The 16,059-nt window shown below is 67.7% G+C and carries 19 protein-coding genes; 11 read left to right on the forward strand and 8 right to left on the reverse strand.

The features are described 5' to 3' along the window. Positions 1-50 precede the first annotated feature (50 nt). The gene (cmrA, locus tag TY25_RS37555) at positions 51-854 is read right to left on the reverse strand and encodes a mycolate reductase (protein ID WP_014982429.1); all 804 of its coding nucleotides are present in this window, start codon (positions 852-854) and stop codon (positions 51-53) included. A 58-nt stretch (positions 855-912) separates the two neighbouring features. After that, positions 913-2,280 carry an MFS transporter gene (locus TY25_RS37560; RefSeq protein WP_369405393.1) on the reverse strand — a complete coding sequence of 456 codons (1,368 nt, stop codon included), beginning with the start codon at positions 2,278-2,280 and terminating at the stop codon, positions 913-915. Between the two features lie 170 nt (positions 2,281-2,450). Here TY25_RS37560 and TY25_RS37565 point away from each other — a divergent pair, with 170 nt between their 5' ends. The 5 genes from TY25_RS37565 to TY25_RS37585 all read left to right on the forward strand — a co-directional run bounded on the left by TY25_RS37565 (position 2,451) and on the right by TY25_RS37585 (position 6,333). Then, positions 2,451-3,008 (forward strand): PadR family transcriptional regulator, encoded by a 558-nt coding sequence (locus tag TY25_RS37565; protein WP_042264547.1) that lies wholly within the window; start codon positions 2,451-2,453, stop codon positions 3,006-3,008. 19 nt (positions 3,009-3,027) lie between these two features. Continuing rightward, positions 3,028-5,058 carry an NADPH-dependent 2,4-dienoyl-CoA reductase gene (locus TY25_RS37570; protein WP_042264549.1) on the forward strand — a complete coding sequence of 677 codons (2,031 nt, stop codon included), beginning with the start codon at positions 3,028-3,030 and terminating at the stop codon, positions 5,056-5,058. Positions 5,059-5,173: 115 nt separating this feature from the next. Next, complete coding sequence (locus TY25_RS37575; protein WP_042264551.1) at positions 5,174-5,434, forward strand: hypothetical protein; 261 nt, start codon at positions 5,174-5,176, stop codon at positions 5,432-5,434. Positions 5,435-5,623: 189 nt separating this feature from the next. Next, positions 5,624-6,097, forward strand: coding sequence for a hypothetical protein (locus TY25_RS37580; RefSeq protein ID WP_146154066.1), 474 nt, complete (start codon positions 5,624-5,626; stop codon positions 6,095-6,097). Positions 6,098-6,123: 26 nt separating this feature from the next. Continuing rightward, positions 6,124-6,333: a hypothetical protein gene (locus TY25_RS37585; RefSeq protein WP_042264555.1), complete on the forward strand. Its 210-nt coding sequence runs from the start codon at positions 6,124-6,126 to the stop codon at positions 6,331-6,333. A 25-nt stretch (positions 6,334-6,358) separates the two neighbouring features. On the opposite strand, the gene TY25_RS37590 is transcribed toward TY25_RS37585, so the two are convergent. The 3 genes from TY25_RS37590 to TY25_RS43095 all read right to left on the reverse strand — a co-directional run bounded on the left by TY25_RS37590 (position 6,359) and on the right by TY25_RS43095 (position 7,497). Beyond that, entirely contained in the window at positions 6,359-6,694 is a 336-nt protein-coding gene (locus TY25_RS37590) for a YnfA family protein (protein WP_042264557.1), read from the reverse strand. A 63-nt stretch (positions 6,695-6,757) separates the two neighbouring features. Continuing rightward, positions 6,758-7,171: a MerR family transcriptional regulator gene (locus TY25_RS43090; protein ID WP_042264559.1), complete on the reverse strand. Its 414-nt coding sequence runs from the start codon at positions 7,169-7,171 to the stop codon at positions 6,758-6,760. Next, positions 7,168-7,497 (reverse strand): hypothetical protein, encoded by a 330-nt coding sequence (locus TY25_RS43095; RefSeq protein WP_226887038.1) that lies wholly within the window; start codon positions 7,495-7,497, stop codon positions 7,168-7,170. The genes TY25_RS43090 and TY25_RS43095 overlap by 4 nt, the downstream gene beginning before the upstream one ends. 326 nt (positions 7,498-7,823) lie before the next feature. Between TY25_RS43095 and thrS the strand changes: the two genes are divergently transcribed. The 4 genes from thrS to TY25_RS37620 all read left to right on the forward strand — a co-directional run bounded on the left by thrS (position 7,824) and on the right by TY25_RS37620 (position 11,733). Further along, positions 7,824-9,041, forward strand: a complete 1,218-nt coding sequence (thrS, locus tag TY25_RS37605; RefSeq protein WP_042264561.1) for a threonine--tRNA ligase — start codon at positions 7,824-7,826, stop codon at positions 9,039-9,041. A gap of 91 nt (positions 9,042-9,132) precedes the next feature. Further along, positions 9,133-9,777, forward strand: coding sequence for a VOC family protein (locus TY25_RS37610; RefSeq protein ID WP_042264564.1), 645 nt, complete (start codon positions 9,133-9,135; stop codon positions 9,775-9,777). A 19-nt stretch (positions 9,778-9,796) separates the two neighbouring features. Next, the gene (locus TY25_RS37615; protein WP_169744372.1) at positions 9,797-10,762 is read left to right on the forward strand and encodes an ADP-ribosylglycohydrolase family protein; all 966 of its coding nucleotides are present in this window, start codon (positions 9,797-9,799) and stop codon (positions 10,760-10,762) included. 125 nt (positions 10,763-10,887) lie between these two features. After that, a complete protein-coding gene (locus tag TY25_RS37620) occupies positions 10,888-11,733 on the forward strand; it encodes an alkylmercury lyase family protein (RefSeq protein ID WP_042264566.1) in 846 nt (281 codons plus the stop codon). Between the two features lie 30 nt (positions 11,734-11,763). Here TY25_RS37620 and TY25_RS37625 read toward each other — a convergent pair whose 3' ends face one another. After that, positions 11,764-12,363 (reverse strand): TetR family transcriptional regulator, encoded by a 600-nt coding sequence (locus TY25_RS37625; protein WP_042264567.1) that lies wholly within the window; start codon positions 12,361-12,363, stop codon positions 11,764-11,766. 36 nt (positions 12,364-12,399) lie between these two features. Beyond that, positions 12,400-14,184, reverse strand: coding sequence for an N-acyl-D-amino-acid deacylase family protein (locus TY25_RS37630; protein WP_088606987.1), 1,785 nt, complete (start codon positions 14,182-14,184; stop codon positions 12,400-12,402). 110 nt (positions 14,185-14,294) lie between these two features. Between TY25_RS37630 and TY25_RS37635 the strand changes: the two genes are divergently transcribed. Continuing rightward, positions 14,295-14,822, forward strand: coding sequence for a DinB family protein (locus tag TY25_RS37635; RefSeq protein WP_042264572.1), 528 nt, complete (start codon positions 14,295-14,297; stop codon positions 14,820-14,822). 16 nt (positions 14,823-14,838) lie between these two features. Here the strand turns inward: TY25_RS37635 and TY25_RS37640 are convergent, their stop codons facing one another. After that, positions 14,839-15,447, reverse strand: coding sequence for a TetR/AcrR family transcriptional regulator (locus TY25_RS37640; RefSeq protein ID WP_042264573.1), 609 nt, complete (start codon positions 15,445-15,447; stop codon positions 14,839-14,841). Positions 15,448-15,549: 102 nt separating this feature from the next. Here TY25_RS37640 and TY25_RS37645 point away from each other — a divergent pair, with 102 nt between their 5' ends. Further along, complete coding sequence (locus TY25_RS37645) at positions 15,550-15,951, forward strand: nuclear transport factor 2 family protein (protein ID WP_172595762.1); 402 nt, start codon at positions 15,550-15,552, stop codon at positions 15,949-15,951. The last annotated feature ends 108 nt before the right edge of the window (positions 15,952-16,059 follow it).

Consider the following 16,059-nt stretch of genomic DNA (forward strand, 5'->3'; position numbering starts at 1 on the left):
AGCCGGGCCCCGATCTTGACGGAACCTTGACCAGGCCCGTGACCGCGGTCTCAGCCGCCCAGCTTCCGGTAGAAGGCGCCGGCGATGGGGGCGGTGACGGCGCGCGGCCCATACTGCCCCGCGACGCTCATTCCCTTGCTGATCAAGCCAGGCACGACGCGCATCTTGTTGCGGGCCAGCGCGTCGATGGACACCTTCGCGGTGTACTCCGAGGAGACCCACATGAAATCGGGCACCAGCCGGTCCACGATCGACGCCTCGGCGGGATCGGGCGTCTCGGTGCGCACCGGGCCGGGCGCGAGCAGGGTGACGTGCACGCCGGAATCCTTCAGCTCGCCGCGCAACGACTCGCAGAAGGTGTTGGCGAAGGCCTTGCTCGCGGCGTAGGTCGCGTTGTTCGGGATCGGCATGTTCCCCGCGGCCGAGCCGCTGATCAGGATGCCGCCGGCGCCGCGCGCGATCATGCCGGGCAGCACCGCGAGCGTGAGGTCGTGCACCGCAACGGCATTCAGTTCCATCTGCGCCCGCTCGTAGGCGAGATCGAGCTCGGCGACCGCGCCGAAGGTGGCGATCCCGGCGTTGTTGCACAGGATCGCGATGTCGCGGGCGCCGAGCTCTTCGACCAGTGCGCCGCGCTGGGTGCGGTCGGACAGATCGACCGCACGCACCTCCGCGGTGATGCCGTGCGCCAGCGTCAGCCGCTGGGCGAGCTCGGTGAGCACCTCACCACGCCGGGCGACCAGGATCAGCGAATAGCCGCGGGCGGCGAGGTCGGCGGCCAGCGCGGTGCCGATGCCGGAGGAGGCGCCGGTGACCACGGCGCGGTTCTCGGAGGTGGGGGAGGGCAAGCTCACGCCAGGAGCCTAAGCGATGTTTCGGGACGGCGAGGCGGGCGGTCCGCCCAGACCCCGGCTAGCGGACCGGTTTGTCCGTGGGACCTGTCTGCACGTCCGTCGGCGCGGGCGAGCGGACCGGCAGCAGCGCGCCGAGCCCGAGCGCGAGCACGAGGACGAGCCCGACGATGCCCGCCCGATCGGTATCGAACAGGATGGTGAACAGGGCGAACGAGAGCGGTGCGAGGAACGACACCGCGCGCCCGGTGGTGGTGTAGAGGCCGAAGATCTGACCTTCCCGTCCAGGCGGGGCCAGGCGGGCGAGAAAGGAACGGGACGCGGACTGCGCCGGGCCGACGAACACGGTGAGCAGCAGCCCGAAGATCCAGAACATCAGCGGGCCCGACACCACCAGCAGCGCGAGGCCGCACACGATCATCGACACCAGCGAGACCACGATGACGCGCTTCGGCCCGCCCCGATCGTCGAGCCGTCCCGCGACGATCGCGCCCAGTGCCGCAACCACATTGGCCGCGATACCGAACAGCAGCACATCGGCCTCGGCGATGTCGTACACCCGGACCGCGAGCACCGCGCCGAAGGTGAAGACACCCGCCAGTCCGTCGCGAAAGACCGCGCTGGCCAACAGGAACCAGACGATGCGCTGATCGACGCGCCACAGCTCGCCCAGATCGCGGAACAGCACCCTGTACGACGCGAAGAACCCCGCGTTCGCGGCGCCGGGATCGGCGTCGGTGCGCGGTAATTCGGGGACGCTGAACAGCACCGGCAGCGCGAACGCCGCGAACCAGACCGCCGCGACGACGGCGACCAACCGGATGTTGAGTCCGTCGTCGGTGGGGATGCCGAGCAACCCGCGATTGTCGCCGTCACCGGAGATGAAGCCGAAGTAGCAGATCAGCAGCAGGAAGATGCCGCCGAAATAGCCCATGGCCCAGCCGAATCCGGAGACCCGCCCGACGTTGTCCGGGGTGGACACCTGGCGCAGCATCGCGTTGTAGGGCACGCTGGCCAGCTCGAAGAAGGCGGAGCCGAGTCCGAGCAGCAGCAGGCCGTACCCCAGATAGTGGTAGTCGTCGTGCACGAAGAACAGCAGTGTCATCGACGCGATGCAGAGCCCGGTCAAGAAGGCAAGGGAGCGTTTGCGTTTCGCCGACGCGTCGAATCGTTGCCCGAAGATCGGCGCGGTCAGCGCCACCAACAGGCCCGCGGCACCGAGGGTCAAGCCGAGCCAGGTGCTCGACGAAAAGGGGCCGGGTAGATCGTCACCGACCTTGTCGGTCAGGTACACCGAGAAGACGAAGGTGAGGATCACGGCGTTGAAGGCGGACGATCCCCAGTCCCAGAATCCCCACGCCACCACCTGTGCGCGCCCGGCGGCCTGTCCGACAGTCGCTCGCGCGTTCACCTCGGTCATGCCGCGCAGCCTATCCGCCGCGGGCCTGCGCCGGTGGCCGACAAAGCGCCCTGCACGCCGATTCGATACCTGGGTGCTACGCACGGGGCGCAGGTCTCGTTCCGGCGAGTTACCGGCACGATAGCCGAACCTTATGCACTCAGTTGCATAGTACTGGGTGTTACGGCTAATCTGACGCCATGGCCCTCGAGCATGCGCTGCTGGTATCGCTGACCGAGCGGGCCGGCTCGGGGTACGAGCTGGCACGCCGCTTCGAGAAGTCCATCGGCTACTTCTGGAGCGCCACCCATCAGCAGATCTACCGGGTGCTCAAGCGCATGGAAGAGTCCGGCTGGCTGAACAGCGAGTCGGTGGTCCAGGAGGGCAGGCCGGACAAGAAGGTGTACTCGGTGAGTGCGGCCGGTCGCACCGAGCTGGCCCGCTGGATCGCCGAACCCTCCGACGCGGGCACCCCGCGCAACGAGCTCGCGATCAAGATCCGCGCCGCCGCCTACGGTGACATCACCGCGCTGTGCGCCGAGGTCGCCCGCCATCGTGACCAGCATGCTCAGCGCCTAGAGGTGTACCGCCTCATCGAAAAACGCGACTTTCCGGTCCCGGATCAGCTCTCCGGGACGGCTCTGCACCAGTTCCTCGTCTTGCGCGCGGGCATCCGCGTGGAGGCGGGGTTCATCGAATGGTGCGACGAAGTTCTGCAAGCCCTGCGCCCGAGTGCGACAGCCCCGCACCCGGATTGACCGAAAGCGAGACGCGCCGATGAGTTCCTTCCCGCACCTTTTCGAGCCCTTGGACCTCGGTTTCACCACCTTGCGCAATCGCGTGGTGATGGGGTCGATGCACACCGGCCTGGAGGACCGTGCCTGGGATACCAACAAGCTGGCCGCCTATTTCGCCGAACGCGCCCGCGGCGGTGTCGGCCTGATCATCACCGGCGGTTACGCGCCCAACCGCACCGGGTGGCTGCTGCCCTTCGGCTCCAAACTGACCAACAAGACCGAGGCCTATCGGCATCGGGTGATCACCAAGGCGGTGCACAAGGAGGGTGGCAAGATCGCCATCCAGATCCTGCACGCGGGCCGCTACTCCTATGTGCCGGGCAGCGTTTCCGCGTCCTCGATCAAAGCGCCGATCAACCCGTTCCGTCCGCGCAAGCTGTCGGCCAAGGGGATCGAGAGCACCATCGACGACTATGTGCGCTGCGCCCGGCTGGCCCAGTTCGCGGGCTACGACGGCTGCGAAATCATGGGCGGTGAAGGCTATTTCATCAACCAGTTCCTCGCGCCGCGCACCAACAAGCGCACCGACGAGTGGGGCGGTTCGGCCGAGAATCGCCGCCGGATCGCGGTGGAGATCGTGCGTCGCACCCGCGCCGCGGTCGGCCCGAAGTTCATCATCGTGTTCCGGCTCTCGATGGCCGAGCTGGTCGAGAAGGGGCAGACCTTCGACGAGATCGTCGCGCTGGCCAAGGAATTGGCGGCGGCGGGCGCGAATATCCTCAACACCGATATCGGCTGGCACGAGGCGCGGGTGCCGACCATCGTGACCTCGGTGCCACGGGCGGCCTTCGTCGAGTTCACCGCGAAGATCACCAAGCAGGTGGACATTCCGGTTTGCGCGTCGAACCGGATCAACATGCCCGAGATCGCCGAGGAGATCCTCACTCGCGGTGACGCGCAACTGGTTTCGCTGGCCCGCCCGTTCCTCACCGACCCGGAGTGGGTGAACAAGGCCAAGCAGGACCGGATCGACGAGATCAACACCTGCATCGCCTGCAACCAGGCCTGCCTCGACCACGCGTTCCAGCGCAAGACCGTGTCCTGCCTGTTGAACCCGCGCGCGGGTCACGAGACCGAGCTCCAGTTGCTCCCCACCCGCCGCACCAAGCGGATCGCGGTGGTCGGCGCCGGACCCGCCGGGTTGTCGGCCGCGGTCAACCTCGCCGAGCGCGGTCATCGCGTCGACCTGTTCGAAGCCGACGACAAGATCGGCGGCCAGTTCGACATCGCTCGCCGCATCCCCGGCAAGGAAGAGTTCGACGAGTCGATCCGCTACTACCGGCGCAAGATCGAAGTCACCGGCGTGACAGTGCATTTGAACAAGCGCGTGAGCGCGGCCGAACTCATCGCGGGCCGCTACGACGAGGTGGTGCTCGCCACCGGCGTCAAGCCGCGCATCCCGAACATCCCGGGTATCGACCATCCGATGGTGCTGTCCTATGCCGAACTGGTGCGGGAGGAGCGGCCGGTCGGCAAGCGCGTCGCGGTGATCGGCGCCGGCGGCATCGGTTACGACGTCAGCGAATTCCTCACCGTCGAAGGCCATCCCACGCTCAAGCTCGACGAGTGGAAGGAAGAGTGGGGCGTCGATGCCGACAACGAGCAGGCCCCCGGGCAGCTCACCAAACCCAAGCCGGCGCCGGCCGCGCGCGAAGTGGTGCTCCTGCAACGCAAGTCGACACCGTTCGGCAAGGACCTGGGCAAGACCACCGGGTGGGTGCATCGCGCGGCGCTGAAAGCCAAGGGCGTCGACCACATCGGCGGGGTCAACTACGAGCGCATCGACGACCACGGCCTGCACATCAGCTTCGGCGAGAAACGGCAACGCCCCCAGCTGATCCCGGTCGACAACGTCATCGTCTGCGCGGGCCAGGAATCCGTGCGCGACCTGGAGGACGAGCTGCGCGCCGCGGGCGTGAACCTGCACCTCATCGGTGGCGCCGAACTCGCCGCGGAATTGGACGCCAAGCGGGCCATCGATCAGGGCACGCGGCTGGCGGCTCGCCTCTGAATCGACGCCGGGTCTCGAATGTGACGTAGCTCATATTTGTTCGGCCGTGGAACCGGACGTGCCGCCGCGCGTCTAAAGCCATGACAGGACAACAGCATTCGAGACAGGAATTGATATGAGGCTGCGTACGGCCAGTGTCTTGGTTTTCGCCGCGATCATGGGGTCGGGGCTGCTCGCCGCAGGCTCGGCGACGGCAAACCCCGTCGGGCTCGGCGGATTCGGTTCGGTACAGGGCGCCACGCCGCCCGAGGGGTGTGTGCCCCCACCGCTGGGTTCGGACGGTAAGCCGTTGCCGCCGCCGGTCGGCCCCGACGGCAAGCCGTTGCCGCCGCCGTCCGATCTCAACGGTAAGCCCTGCCCGCCGCCCAACCGGTAACCGAGTAGCTGGAACGTGTTTCATCTCTGACCGTCGAATGCCCACGGGGACAACGCAAGCGTGTTTACGATCGGGGGGTTATCGCATACGGGAGGGGAAGTCATGCGTCGTGCGGCGACGTTCGCCATCGCACTGTTATCGCTCACCGGCGCCGCATTTGTGCCGCAACCACTTGCGTCCGCTGCGCCGGTGAGCACCGCGAGTTGTTTCGTCGCGGGGGCCGAGCGGGCGCTGCCGCCGGGCCTCAGCTTGACGCCGTCGCAGCAGCAGGTCCGCAACCGGGGCCTTTCGATCGTCTGCGCAGGACGGCTCGCCGGTCGCGAGCTGGATCCGTTCGGGGCGGGTGTGTTCGATGCCGACGTCACCACCGGCACCCGGCCCGGCCTGGGCAGTACCGGCACCTGCCTCACCGACGGCGGCGAAGGGCACGTCACGGTGCGGCTGCCCACGATGGACGGCGGGACGCTGCAACTCGACGGACCTGCCACCTACGTGAGCGTCGGTGCCGAGAACTTCATGGAGGGCTATCTCGGCCCGTACCACTATGTTTCGTTCGTCCAGTCGATGCCGGATCTGAACCATCTGGACGAGAACTGCGTCACGAAGCCGGTCCAGCACTGGATCAGCGCGGGCCCGATCGTGCTCTTCGACGCCGCCGAATGAGCGCTGCTCCGGATGACTGTGCGGGCGTGGGGTTCTCCGATTACGCGCCAGGTGACGTCGTCTATTTCCCGGAGGGACCGTTCAGCGGTGTCTGCGCGGTCGTCCGGGAGGTGGACGTGCGGAGGTCGACGTTGCGCATCGACTTCGGTGAGGGGCTCGCGCACCGGGAAGGCGGCGTGCTGCGGGAGCGGCGGCACCGGCTCACCGTGGGATTCGACGAAGTCGAGTTGGGCTAGGCTCGGTCCAGCCGTTCGCGGCGGGTCAGGCGCCGCGGGGCGCGTACATGATGACGGCGACGCCGAGCAGGCAGATAAGGGCGCCGGTGAGATCCCAGCGGTCCGGCTCGAATCCGTCCAGCGCCATCCCCCACAGCAGCGAGCCCGCGACGAAGACGCCGCCGTACGCGGCGAGAATGCGGCCGAAGTTGGCGTCGGGTTGCAGGGTCGCGACGAATCCGTAGCAGCCGAGGGCGAGCACTCCGGCGCCCATCCACGCCAAGCCGCGATGTTCGCGCACACCTTGCCAGACCAGCCAGGCTCCGCCGATCTCGGCCACGGCGGCCAGCGCGAAGAGCAGGATCGAACGCAAGACGGTCATAGGCACGCAGCGTAGGAGATCAACCTGCGCCGTCCGGGCCGGCGTCGTGACCTCGCCTGCCGGTCACCGCGTGGTGTCGGCTGTGAAAGGCAATAGGCAGGAAGGGCTCTCACTGCAGACGAACAGGTCGTCGCACCCTGCGGCGAGCATCGCGCGCAGCGTGTCGCGTACCTCGGTGAGCTCGGTGAGCTTCGCGTCGACCTCCGCGAGTTTGCCGGCGGTGCGCACCGGCAGGCCGCCCTCACGGACACGCCGGGGTTCACTGCGGAGCAACTGGGCGACCTCGTCGAGGCTGAACCCGAGTCGTTGCGCGGCTTTGATGATTCGCAAGATGGTCAGCGTCCGCTCGGGGTAGCGCCGGTGCCCGCCCAGCGAACGATCGGGTCGACCGAGCAGCCCGCGCCGCTCGTAATAGCGCAGGGTCTGCACATTCACCCCTGCGGCCGCGGCGAGTTCGCCCGAACGCAGCCCGTTCACGAACCGCTCGCTTCGATCGCCTGGGCGGCGAGACCGTCGAGCACGGCGACCCGCGCGGCGGGGACCTCGATGTCCATCCACACCGTCTCCGGATCGCGGGGCGTGAACTCGAAGGTGAAGAACGAGCAGCACCCGGATTCGCGCGCGGCGAGGTCCCGCGCCCTCTGCTCCGCACCAGCGGCCACCGCCAACCGCAGCAGGTTCGGCGAAGGCCGGTGCACGGTCCGCACCGCCGCGGCGAACAGTGCGGCGAACTCGGCCTCGCGTACCGGCTGCGCGGCGGTGGGCAGCGTGCATCCCTGCACCGGAGCCCAGTGCAACTTCACGGGCAAATCGCCTCGCTCGACTGGTTGTCCGGTCATTGCCTACCTCCCACACCGAAAGCGCCGATCAGCGCCGCGTAATTCGATGCTAAGCCTGTACCCGAGTACCGGATGCAAGCCCCGATCCGAACGGGCGGCAAGAGAGCAGCCCCCAGGAATTCCATTGTTCCCGATGCGTAGCGGGTGTACCGTCTCGCGCATGCAGCGCGCACTGTGCATCACGACGCCGGACGACGTCCCGGCGCGCTGACTCTTGTTCTGACAAAGCCCCGGGCGGATGCCCGGGGCTTTTGTCGTGTGGTCATCCGCCCGCATTCGGAGGAGACCCCATGTACGACCATCGCAAACTGGGCCGGGAACTCGGCTTGTTCGACACCGACCCGTTGCTCGGGGCCGGGCTGCCGTACTGGTTGCCCGACGGGGCGATCGTGCGCCAGTGTCTGGAGGATTACATCCGCGGCGTGGAACGCCAGGCGGGCTACCAGCACGTGTATTCCCCGGCCCTGGGCAAGCGCGAGCTGTACGAAATATCCGGGCACTGGGCGCATTACCACGAAGACATGTACCCGCCGATGGATGTCGGCGGTGAGCAGGTCGTGTTACGACCCAGCCTGTGTCCGCATCACGCGTTGATCTACCGATCCCGCTCGCACAGCTATCGCGAACTGCCGCTGCGCATGGCTGAACTCGGTGCCATGTACCGCTCCGAATTGTCCGGCGTTCTGGGCGGTTTGACCAGAGTGCGGTGTATCCAGCTCAACGACGCGCATATCTTCTGCACCCTCGAGCAAGTCGCCGACGAGGCCGCGGACGCTCTCGCGCTGATCGGGGCCGCGTATCGCGCGATGGGTCTCAGCGCGGTGCGGTACCGGTTGTCGCTACCCGGCCCCGGCGGCAAATACGTTGCGGCACCGGATATGTGGCTGCGGGCGAGCAAGATTCTGAGCGCGGTGCTCGATCGGGTGGGTGTGCCGTACGACGCAGTCGAGGGCGAAGCCGCATTCTACGGGCCGAAGATCGACGTCCAGGTGCACGACCACGCGGGCCGGGAGTCGACCCTGTCGACCGTGCAGGTCGACTTCTATCAGCCCGATCAGTTCGACCTGCACTACGTCGGGCCCGACGGGGCGAAGCACCGACCGGTCATGGTGCACCGCAGCATCATCGGCAGCGTCGAGCGCGCTGTCGCGCAGCTGATCGAAGAGCACGGCGGCGCGTTCCCCGCTTGGTTGGCCCCGAAACAGGTTGCCGTGCTGCCGATCTCGGCCGCCGACGCAGCCGCTGCCGTCGAGCTGCGCGATCGGTGTGCGCGGGCCGGTCTGCGTGCCGAGGTCTTCGGCGCCGAATCGGGCAGCCTGGCGGCACGGGTCCGGGAAAGCCGTTCGGCACCATATCAATTCATTCTCGGGCCGAACGAGATCGCGCACGACGCGGTCGCGGTACGGCTCCGGGACGGACGAAGGCTGCCCGCGCAGTCCGCGGACGACGCGATCGCGCGTATCCGCGCGCTAGTGAACAGTCACGACACCCGACTGTGGGCCGACTGATCGCCCGGCGGCGGGCCGGTGGCCGGCGGCCGCGCGAACCGATCAGGAATCGAGAAGCGCTGGTCACCGGCCCGCACCTAGCGTTATCGACATGAACACCACCACTGACCAGATCACCATCGACGCCGTCACCCTCGAGGTGGCCGACCCCGCCGCGGCAGCGGAGTTCTACGCGGCCGCGTTCGGGCTCGGCGACAAGCTGCGGGTGCGCGCCTCGGACGCGCCGACCAGCGGATTCCGCGGTTTCATCCTCTCGCTGGTCGTCTCGCAGCCCAGTACTGTCGACAGCCTCGTCGGCAGCGCCGTGCAGGCGGGCGCGACGATCGTCAAGCCCGCGAAGAAGAGCTTCTGGGGTTACGGCGCGGTCGTGCAGGCCCCGGACGGTGCGATCTGGAAAATCGCGACCTCGGCGAAGAAGGACACCGGCCCGGCCACCCGGGAGATCGACGACTTCGTCGTGCTGTTCGGTGTGGACAACGTGAAGGCGACCAAGCAGTTCTACGCCGATCGCGGTCTGGCGGTCGGCAAGAGTTTCGGTAGCAAGTACGTCGAGTTCGAGGCGCCGTCGGCGGCGATCAAGCTGGCGCTGTACGGGCGCAAGGCGGCGGCCAAGGATGCCGGTGTGGCCCCCGAGGGTTCCGGCTCGCATCGCATCGTCCTCGCGAGTGGTCTTGGCGCCTTCGCCGACCCCGACGGCTTCGAATGGGAGCCCACCCCGGCCCCCGCCGACCGTTGAGCGCCTACCATCGGCGGCGATGCACAGGGATCTGATGCTCGATTCGCTGGACGGGCTTGCGGTAGGGGACGCGCTGGGGTGGGAATTCCCCATCATGCGCCGCTCGATTCGCGACGTGCGCGCCGGCGAACTCCCCGGCGGGCCGTGGCGGTGGTCCGACGACACCGAAATGGCCTGCACGGTGGTCGACGAACTCGCCCGGCACGAACGGATCGACCAGGATCGGCTGGCCGCCGCGTTCGCCCGGCGCCTCGATCCGGCCCGCGACTACGGCTTCCTCGCGATCGCCACGTTGCGCAAGATCGGTGAGGGCGTGCCGTGGCGGACCGCCGCCGGCGCCGCGTACGACCATCAGGGTTCGTGTGGCAACGGCGCGGCGATGCGCGTCGCCCCGCTGGGCGCCTACTACGCCGGCGACCCGGAAAGGATTGTCGCCGAAGCGATCCGATCCGCCGAGGTGACGCATCTGCATCCGGAAGGCGTCACCGGCGCGGTCGCGGTGGCACTGGCCGCCGGGCAAGCCGCGCAGGCGCGCCTGACCGGGACTCGGCCTGCGCCGAGCGAATTCATCACCGCAGTATTCGATCGACTGGACCACGGCGAAACCGGTGCGCTGATCCGCCGTGCACGCACCCTGCTGGGCGCCTCGGTGCAGGAGGCCGCGGCCGAACTCGGCAACGGTTCGCAGGTCACCGCGCAGAACACGGTCCCGTTCACCCTGTGGGTCGCGGCAACGCATTTGGCCGACTACCCGAGTGCGATCGCCGCTTGCCTTGCGGCGGACGGCGATATCGACACCACCGGTGCGATCGCGGGAGGCATCGTCGCCGCCTTCACCGGCGTCGGTAGCCGCGCCCAGTCGATCGCGGGGGTGCCACCGGTGTGGCTCGCGGCTCGCGAACCGTTGCCCGGCTGGTTCGATCCCGTCCGCGCGGCGCGGCGGCGTAGGGGACGGTTGCGCAGCTGGTTCTCCGGGGCATCCTGAGGGCTCGGCACCCTCACGAAACTCGTGCTCGTTGACTTTTCGAATCCGTCGGCCCATCATAATGTGACCAGTGATCGCAATGTGTTCGTTGATCACATAACAGCACGGCGTTTTCGGAGGCAGGGATGGCAGAGCTCACCGACCGCGCCCGCGATATCCGGCAGCGGATCATGACGCAGGTCCGGCGGGAGGGAACGGCACCGACGATCGCAGAGCTCAGGGCCGAGTTCGCGCTGTCGGAGGCGGACCTCGCCACGGACCTGCGCGACCTGGAAGGCGCCATCTGCGTGGCGCGGCAGGACCAGGAACACGCGGAGAGTCCGGTGTTCCAGGACGAGCCGCTGGCGCGGCCGCAACCCGCGGTGGGGGAGATCGTCTACGCGCGTCCGTTCGCGACGTTCGAGAACCACTATCGGATCACCGTCGACGGCGTACAGCGCTGGTTCGCCGAATGCGCCGTCGAGGCCTGCGCGATCTCGGGGCAGTTCCCCGGTGCGGAGGTGGTCGTCGAGTCGGTGTGCAGGCAGACGGGGCAGCCGGTGCGCCTGGTCGGACGCGACGGGGTGCTACTGGACTACGCACCCCGCACACTGCGGGTGCATCTGGGGTATCCGCTGCGTGAGATGCCGCACCGGGTGGTCGGATGGTGTGACTACAACAGCTTTTTCGCGTCCGAGGCGGCCGCCGAGCAGTGGCGCCGGGCGCATCCCGAGATCAAGGGTGTCACCCGTGCCCCCGAGCAGATGGGCCGGCTCATCACCGAATTGCTCGGCAAGGGCAGGCTGGACTACGACTACCAGCCGGTGTTCCCGCTGCTGCCGCTCGCCCGCAAGCTGCGCCGGTTCGGGCTCGTCGGCCTGTCGCAACGCGGCTTTCCGCGTCCCGAAACCTTTTGGCTGCCAACGCTTCCGATGCTGCGTGCGTGGCGGCGCCACGGTCTGGGATCCTTCCTGCGGTTCCGGCTGCGCTGACGCGGTAACGGGCGCCCGACGCGCGGTCGGTCAGCTGGTCGGTCGTAGCGCATCGATCATGGTGGTGAGCAACTGGATTCGGCGTTCGGTGAGCTCCGGGTAGGGCCGGACGTGCCGGAACAGGTGCTCGGCGTCGAACATATCGCTGATCATGAACACCACCGTGGCGAAGTCCGCCGGATCGATGGCTGGGTCCGGGTCCGTGGTCTCGAGGGCGAGTTGCAGAATGCGCACGCCGTAGGCGAACAGCGCCGGTTGCAGTCCCTCCCGCAACTTTTCGTCGGTGCGCGCCGCCAGCTGCAACTCGTAGATCGCGGCGTTGACGGAGTTGCCCGCCAGCTCGTACTGCAGCCGCAGTACCGTCTCCACACCGCGTTCCGCGGCCGGAATGGCGGCGAACCGTGTTTCGAACGCGTCTAGCTGGCGCCGGAACGCCTCTTCGGCGGTGGCGACCATGAAATCCGCCATGGTCTCGAAGTGCCGGAACAGCGCACCGTAGGAGAGCTCGGCCCGGGATGCGATGGTCTTGACCGAGGCGCGCGCATAGCCCTTCTCGCTGATCGTCGCGATACTCGCGTCGAGCAGCTTGGCGATGGTGGACTCGCGCCGTTCGCGCTGAGTGCGGCTCATAGGCGCGATCGTAAGCGCACGGCGCGCCGCGGCCGATCAGGAGCCGACCGAATGCCGGATCTCGACGTGTGCGCGTGCCGGCCGGCCGACGCGCAAGAACTGGCCGGTGCCCCAGTCGCTGCCGAAGCCGGCCGCGAATTGTCCCTCGCGATAGACGGTTACGCCGTTGACGACGGTGGCGGTCACCGCGCCGTCGTTGCGATTGACCATGCGGGCGAGACCGAACTCGGGCATGGGGCGCTCGTGCAGGCCGTGCACGGACTGGTCCAGCCCGGCGGGGTCGAGCACGACGAGATCGGCGCGATCCCCGACGCGCAGGTGGCCTGCGTCGAGGCCGTACCAGTCGGCGAGCTCGCCGGTCAGCCGGTGGATGGCCTGCTCGATCCGCATGAGGGGCTTGCGGCGGGCCTGCGCGGCCTGTACCCGTTCGAGCAGCCGCAGGTGGTAGTTGTAGAACGCCATGTTGCGCAGGTGCGCGCCCGCGTCGCCGAAACCCATCTGCACACCGGGGTTGGTGGCGAGCTTGTCCAGGTACTTGCGCCGGTGGTTGGCCACGGTGGTACGCCACCGCAACCGGGTGCCGTATTCGACGACCAGGTCGAGGTAGGCGTCGACCGGGTGCACCCCGCGATCCTTGCCGACCTGCCCGATGGTCTTGCCGATCACGCTCTCGTCCGGGCAGGCCACAATGGTGGCGTCGAAGAAGTCCCGGTGCCAGATCCGGGGACTGAACTTGTTGTCGTAGTCCTTGCGGAACCAGCGACGATATTCCTTGTCCTGCAACAGTTCATTGCGTTCGACCTCGTCCTTGAGGTGCAGGGCCGCGGCACCGGCGCCGAATTCCTCGAACACCACCAGGTCGATGCCGTCGGCGTAGACGGTGAACGGCACCGGCAGGTGCTGCCACCGGAAGTCGGTGCGCGCGAATCGATTCAGCAGAGGCGCGGCGTACATCATGAAGAACACGATCGGCGGATACGCCTTCGAGTCGGCCGCCGACAACAGGGAGGTCCGCAAGGCCTTGCGCCCGAACAACCCCGAGCTGGCCGCGAAGAACTTCCAGATATTCGGCGTGAAGTTGATGGTCGGCGCGCTCTGCAGGATGCGGCCGCGGCGGCGCAGTACGGTGTTGAGCGCCCGGAACTCCCGGCTCCCGGCGTAAGTCGAGGGCAGCGAACGGGAACGGTAGATCTCGCCGTCGATCTTGTCCAGGGTGTTGGTCATCGAGGACAAGCCGAGGAAGCCCGCGTCGATGGCCTGCTCCAGCAGCGTTTGCATGCGCGTGAGTTCCGCCGCGCTGGGCCGGGTGTCCCGGGTGACAGCCCGATCGAGGCCGAGCACATGGGTCCGCAGATCCGAATGGCCCAGGAAAGCGGCAACATTGGGGCCCAGTCGAAGTCGCTCCAGTGCTGCGGCGTATTCGGCGGGAGTTCGCCAGTCGCGGTGCGTTTCCAGCACGCCGTGCACGGCCGCGCGCGGCACCGCCTCGACCCTGCTGAAGAAGTCCGCGCAGTCCGCGTTCGAGGCCAGGACGGTCGACAGCGAGCAGTTGCCGATGAACACCGTCGTGACACCGTGCCGTACCGATTCCGAAAGGGACGGGCACGCAAGGAGTTCGGCGTCGTAGTGGGTGTGCACATCGACGAAACCCGGTGCGACCCATTTGCCTTCGGCCTCGATCACCTCGGTGTCGGGCCCGCCGGTCAGTCGCTGCGCGGAGATCGCCGCCACGACCCCGTTCCGGATGCCGAGGTCGCGACGTTGCGGCGGCGCGCCCGTCCCGTCGAACCAGAGTCCGTCTCGCACGATCATGTCGAACATCGCATGCCTCCTGGCGGTTTCGCTTGACGGTAACATAAATAGTGATCGATCACTATCTAAGTTCGGCAAATCAATTGCCCTGGTCAGGTGGGGTAGGCATGATTCGGCCCATGGATGTGTCGTCGTCTACCGTGCTGCGCTGGCAATTCGACCTGGTCTGGGCGCTGTTCGAAGTCCACCTCGAGCGGTTGACCGAGGCTGAGGTTCGCTGGGAGCCCGCGGAACTGTGCTGGACGCTGCGGGCCGGCGCCGACGGGAGCTGGGTGCCGGACTGGGCGGATATCGAGCCCGATCCGATCCCGGTACCGACCATCGCCTGGCTCAGCTGGCATATCGGCTGGTGGTGGAGTGTGACCATGGATCACCTGGCCGGCCGGGCGCCCCGGGAGCGGCACGAGATCGAGTGGCCGGGTGACCACGCCGTCGTCGCATGGCTGCGCGGCCTGCGGACGGAGTGGTTGCGCACGTTGGATCGGATCTCCGACGCGGATCTCCTTGCCCCGGCGGCGTTTCCGTGGCCCGACGAGGACAGGAAGTCCGTCGCGCACACCCTCGCCTGGGTGAACGCCGAACTGATGAAGAACGCTGCCGAGATCGGGCAGCTGCGGCTGCTGCACGCGGTGCGCGACGGCCGGTGAGGCAAACGGTTTCGGCCTAGGCGTCGATCGTGAGGCCGGTGATCAACTGTTCGATCACCGCGCGCACCGCAGCGGTGTCATCGGTGGATTCCGCTGAGTGCGCGAGGATTTGGGCCGCCTCGTCCAGGGCGCCGACGATGATCAACGCCAGCGGGCGCACGGGTTGGCGTCGGATGCGACCCGCCGCGATGGCGCCCGCCAAGGCGTTTTCCACCCGGCCGATCGTGTGCCGCAACTCGATCTCGCGCCAGAGGTGCCAACCCAGCACCGCGGGGCCGTCCAGCAGTGCGATGCGCCGCACTTCGGGCGCGGTCGACGCGTCCAGCCAGGCCAGGCAGCCGACGATCAGGCCGGCGATCGGATCGTCGGACCGCGCCTCGGCCACCGCCGTGCCGATCACCTCGACCAGGCTGCGCTCGAGATCCTCGAACACCGCCTCGAAGAGCTCGCGCTTCTCGCTGAACTGGTGATAGAGCGCGCCGCGACTGACACCAGCGGCCTCGGCCACCGCGACGGTGCTCACCGCGCCATATCCGAACCGGCCGAACAGATCTCGCGCGGCACGGATCACCGCGGCGCGGGTGGCGGCCGAGCGTTCGGCCTGGGTTCGTCGATCAGCGTTCATGGCGACGTAGCAGTCTATCCACGCCGCCGCACCCCTTGACCGCGGCCGCCACCTTCGTGGAACATACAGTCATCCTGTTTGTATCTTAGAAGGATTCAGATCATGTCCGTTGGCACCAAGGATCTGTTCGAGCGCTACCACGCCTGCTGGGCTGATCGCGATCCCGACCGCATCGTCGAATTGCACACGCCCGACTCGGTTTTCCATCTGCATTCCGGGGGCAAGCCCGCACACGGCCGGGTCGAGATCCGCGCGGCCGCCGCGGAGACCTTCGCCTTGGTCCCGGACCTGACCTTCCATCTGGTCAATCTGCGAGTCGGCGACGATTTCTGGGCGGTCCAGTGGAAGTTGTCGGGCACCTCGGTCACCGGTGCGGCCGTCGATGTGGACATCGCCGACGTGGTCTTCGTCGAGGACGGTGCGGTGCGCGAGAAGCACACCTACGTCGACGGTGTGGCCATGCAGGCCGCACTGGCCACCCCGGCCGAGAGCGTTCAGCGGTAGAGGGCCTCGATATCGGCGGCGTAGTTCGCGGCCACGACGGCGCGCTCGAGGGAAAGCTTCGGGGTCAATTCGCCGCCGTCCGCTTCCGCGCCACCCACCGGATTATAC

This window comes from Nocardia brasiliensis NBRC 14402, assembly GCF_000308475.2.
Lineage (GTDB): Bacteria > Actinomycetota > Actinomycetes > Mycobacteriales > Mycobacteriaceae > Nocardia > Nocardia brasiliensis.